We start from the raw sequence: 4,576 nt of genomic DNA, 5'->3' as shown, positions 1-4,576 counted from the left end.
AGCCCGCGGCGGCCCAGTACGCGGCGGTGGAGTACACCCGGGTGGCCGCCATGACCCCGATGTTCTCTGAGTACGTCGTATTGGCCGGGCCGCCGACCGAGGTGGAGATCATGGTCGCCGCGCCGTCCGCGGCGATCGCCGTGCCCAGCTGGTCGTCGAGCGGATCGCCGATCATCTCGCCGACCGCCTTCACATGCCCGGCGTTCTCGGCGATCAGCGCGATCACCACCGGCAGCGCCACCAGCACCGCCGACCAGTGGAAGGTGGGCCCGTGCAGGGACGGCAGACCGATCCAGTCCGCCTTGGCCACGCCGGAGAGATCCAGCCGCCAGTGGTCGGTGACCCGTCCGCTGCCGTCGATGGAGTGGATCTTGCCGAAGACGCGGTCGAAGACCCAGGAGACCGCATAGCCGAAGACCAGGCCCAGGAAGATCGCGATACGCGACCAGAAGCCCCGCAGACAGACCACCGCCGCCCCGGTGAGCAGCATCGTCAGCAGCGCGGTCCACTGGTCGGCGGGCCAGTACGTACCGGCGGTCACCGGGGCGAGATTGAACCCGATCAGCATGACCACCGCACCGGTCACCACCGGCGGCATCGCCGCGTGGATGATCCGGGCGCCGAACGTCCGTACCGCCAGACCGCTCAGCAGCAGCACACCGCCGACCACCAGGATCGCCCCGGTGACGGCCGCGCTGCCGCCGCCCTGCGCCCTGATCGCGGCGGCCACGCCGACGAAGGACAGGCTGCACCCCAGATAGCTGGGGATCCGGCCGCGGGTCGCGAGCAGGAAGAGGAGGGTCGCGACCCCGGACATCATGATCGCGAGGTTGGGGTCGAGCCCCATCAGCACCGGAGCGACGAAGCTGGCCCCGAACATGGCCACGACGTGCTGCGCGCCGAGCCCCACCGTCCTCGGCCACGACAGCCGCTCATCCGGCTTGACGACGGCACCGGGGGCGGGGGTGCGCCCATCGCCGTGCAGGGTCCAGCCCACGCCGAGGCCCATGACTGCTCCACTTCATCGCTACGGGGGATTCGCAGCAATGTTAGTTGGCCGAAAATATGCGTCTTGCAGCTATGTGGGATCGGCTCCCGTGAAGTCATCGGCCAGTGACTGCGCCGCCGTATAGGAGGGCAGGTCGGCGGCCCGGTCGAGGCCGGTCCGGGCGTCCGGGTGGGCGATCGACCAGGCCAGCTCGACGGCATGGTCCAGGGCGGCCCGGAAGAGCAGTGAACCGCAGCTGATCCGCCGCACCCCGAGCTCCGCCAGCCGCTCATAGGTGTGGCGGCCGGGCGTGAGGAGGATGTTCAGCGGGGTCTCGCCGAGATCGTCGGCCAGTGCGCCGATGTTCTGCTCATCGGTGAGCGCGGGCACGAAGATCCCGTCCGCGCCCGCCCGCACATACGCCTCGATGCGCTCGGCGGTGGTGGCCGGCGAGGGCGGGGTGCCGCCACCGATCGCGGCGAGCCAGTGGGTGTCGGTCCGGGCGTTCACGAACAGCCCCGGCACCCGCTCCTTGACGGCCTCGATCACCGCGCACTGCCGGGCCAGCGGCGCGAGGGTGCCGTCGGGGCGTCCGTCCTCGATGTTCACGCCGACCACCCCGGCCCGGTCCAGCTCGGCGGCGACCGCCGCGACCTCCTCGGGCCGGTCGCCGAACCCGCCCTCGATGTCGACGGTCACCAGCGCCGGGAGCCGGGCGATGCCCCGGGCCAGGGCGAGTGTTCCGTCGCGGGCGGCGCCCGTCGCGTCCGGCAGCCCGGCCGCCGCGGCCACGCCGAGGCTGGTGGTGCCGATGGCGGGGAAGCCGCGCCGGACGAGAGCGGCGGCTGAGGCGTGGTCCCACGCGTTGGGCAGCAGCAGGGGCCGGTCGCCGTGGTGGAGCCGGCGGAAGGCGGTGTGGCGGTCGGGGGCCGGGCCGTCGCTCGTATCGCTCATATCACCGACCGTACGGCCGGATCCTTTCGGCGCTCACCGAACAATGGCGGTGTCGGGGACGGACGGTCGCCGGGCCGGAGCCGATCGATGGCGGTGCCGGAGACGGTGCACCGCCCCCGCGGCCCCGCCCACCGTCAGGAGAGCGTGGCCCGGGACGTGGACGGGTCGGGGTGCGGGGCGGAACCCGTGGCGTCCGTCCCCGCCGGGGTCCGCAACACCCCGGCCCCCGCCACCAGTCCCAGCGCCAACGTCGTGACCAGGCAGAAAGAGATCGTCAGCGAGGTCAGATCCGCGATCGAGCCCATCGCCGCCGGAGCGATCAGCCCCGAGGTGTAGGTGATCGTGGCGACGCCCGCGATGGCCTGGCTCGGGGCCGGGCCGCTGCGCCCGGCGGCGGCGAAGGCCAGCGGCACCACGACCGCGATGCCCAGGCCGATGAGGCCGAATCCGGTGATGGCGAGGGCGGGCCCGGGGGCGGTGACCACGAGGAGGCCCCCGGCGGTGGCGAGGACGCCGCCCGTCCGTACGGTCCGCACCGGCCCGAAGCGGCCCACCACCGCGTCCCCGACGAGCCGGGCACCGGCCATCGTGCAGGAGAAGGCGGTGGTACAGGCGGCGGCGACACCGGGGGAGGTCTCCAGGGCATCGCGCAGATAGACCGCCGACCAGTCCAGGCTCGCCCCCTCCGCGAACACCGCGCAGAATCCCACCGCGCCGATGATCAGCGCGGAGCGGGGCGGCAGGGCGAAGTGGGGCGGCGGATGCTCCTCGGGGGCGCTGCGCAGGTCCAGGACCCAGTGGCAGGCCACCGCGCCGAGCACCGTGAGGACTCCGGCGGCGATGGCGAGATGGAGCCGGGCGTCGGCCTCGGCGTGCGCGGCGACCGTGCCCGCCGCCGAGCCGGTGAGCGCGCCGGCGCTCCACATGCCGTGCAGCCCGGACATGATCGACCGACCGAGGCGGTTCTCGATCTCCACACCGAGGGCGTTCATCGCGACGTCGGACATCCCGGCGGTCGCGCCGAAGATGAGCAGCGCACCGCACAGCCAGACCAGCCCGGGCGCGAGCGGGGGCATCACCAGCCAGACGGTCCACAGGGCGAGCAGTCCGCGCAGCGCCGCGCGGGCGCCGAAGCGATGGCTGATCCGCCCGGCCAGGGGCATCGCGACCGAGGCCCCGATGGCGGGGAAGGCGAGCGCGAGGCCGAGTTGACCGGCGCTCAGGTCCAGCCGCTCCTGGACCCAGGGGATACGGGTGGCGAAGTTGCCGGTCACCGCGCCGTGCACGGCGAAGACCGCCGCCACGGCGATCCGCGCCCGCCGTACCGGGCGCATCTCGGACGCCTCGGACTCCTTGAGCCTGCCCATACTTGTCGCACCCTCCCCTTAGCGCCGACCCGTGTCCGCGTCCGTACACGCGTGCCCGTACACCCGTGCCCGTGCTTGTTTGTGCTTGTGCCCGTGCTTGTGCCCGGCCTGTGCCGTGGCCCACCGGAAACTATCAGGAAGGCTCCCTGATAGATAGGGCTTTTCCCGTGGCCTTCTGGAAGGATCCCGGCATGACCTCGACGAGCGTGTCCGTGGCGGGCCGCACCGCCTCTCCGAGTACGGCGCGGGCCATCAACGACCGCCTCGCCCTGCATCTGCTCAAGGACAAGGGGCCGTTGACCGCGGGGGAGCTCAAGTCGCTGACCGGGCTGTCCCGTCCCACCATCGCGGACCTGGTCGAGCGGCTGCGGCAGACCGGACTGGTGGCGGTCGTGGGGGAGTCGGGGGCGGAGCGCCGGGGGCCCAACGCCCGGGTGTACGGGATCGTCGCCGACAGCGCGCATGTGGCCGGGGTTGACGTCCGTACGGACGGCGTCGCCGTCTGCGTGGCCGATCTGCTGGGCCGGACCGTGGCCGAGGAGTCGCTTCCGGTAGCCCCGGGCGTGGATCCGGCGCACACCGTGGCGGCCGTGGTGGCACTGGTGGAGCGGGCCGCCGAGCGTGCCGGGGCGGCGCGGCTGCACCACATCGGGATCGGGATGCCCGGCCTCATCGACCCCGCCACCGGGGAGCTCAACTCCACCGGCGGACTGCCCTCATGGCACCGGGAGCTGGCCACCGCGCTGCACGGCGGCCTCGCGGCACCGGTGCTGCTGGAGAACGAGGTCAATCTCGCGGCCGTCGCAGAACAGCGGCTCGGCGCGGTGCGCGACCGCGACACCTTCGTGCTGCTGTGGCTGGGCCACGGCATCGGCGCTGCCGTGGTGCTCGACCGGGTGCTGCGGCGCGGAGCGTCCGGCGGCACCGGGGAGATCGGCTTTCTGCCGGTGCCGGGCACCGTGGGGCTGCCCTCCGCCACCGGCTGCGACGGCGGGTTCCACTCCCTGGTGAGCAGCGCCGCGGTCTGTGAACTCGCCCAGGAGCACGGCCTGGAGGCCGCGGCGGGCGGCTCGCGTGGGGACGGAGCGGAGGGCTCCGGCGCGGCGGAGGCGGTGATCCGCGCGGCCCTGGAGGCGGGGGAGCGGGGCGAGACGTTCCTGGACGCGCTGGCGGCCCGTATCGCGCTGGGCGTCGCCGCGATCTGCGCGGTGCTCGACCCGGGGTGCGCGGTGCTCGGCGGCGAGGTCGGCCGGGCCGGGGGCGAGGG

The 4,576-nt window shown here is 73.6% G+C and carries 4 protein-coding genes; 1 reads left to right on the top strand and 3 read right to left on the bottom strand.

The window, feature by feature from the left end:
* The 3 genes from GWI24_RS40790 to GWI24_RS40780 all read right to left on the bottom strand — a co-directional run.
* Positions 1 to 1,009 (bottom strand): uracil-xanthine permease family protein (locus GWI24_RS40790; protein WP_210951069.1); only part of this gene is annotated, 1,009 nt, incomplete at its 3' end.
* Between the two features lie 69 nt (positions 1,010 to 1,078).
* Positions 1,079 to 1,942 (bottom strand): isocitrate lyase/phosphoenolpyruvate mutase family protein, encoded by an 864-nt coding sequence (locus tag GWI24_RS40785; protein WP_210951068.1) that lies wholly within the window; start codon positions 1,940 to 1,942, stop codon positions 1,079 to 1,081.
* Between the two features lie 134 nt (positions 1,943 to 2,076).
* Complete coding sequence (locus tag GWI24_RS40780) at positions 2,077 to 3,309, bottom strand: MFS transporter (RefSeq protein ID WP_210951067.1); 1,233 nt, start codon at positions 3,307 to 3,309, stop codon at positions 2,077 to 2,079.
* Between the two features lie 191 nt (positions 3,310 to 3,500).
* On the opposite strand from GWI24_RS40780, the gene GWI24_RS40775 reads away from it, so the two are divergent.
* Positions 3,501 to 4,576: ROK family transcriptional regulator (locus tag GWI24_RS40775; RefSeq protein ID WP_210951066.1), on the top strand; the 1,076-nt coding region annotated here is incomplete at its 3' end.

This window comes from Streptomyces sp. MK37H, from assembly GCF_018035285.1.
Lineage (GTDB): Bacteria > Actinomycetota > Actinomycetes > Streptomycetales > Streptomycetaceae > Streptomyces > Streptomyces endocoffeicus.
The sequence above is the reverse complement of the archived record's forward strand: the minus strand, read 5'-3'. Positions and strand labels throughout refer to the sequence as shown.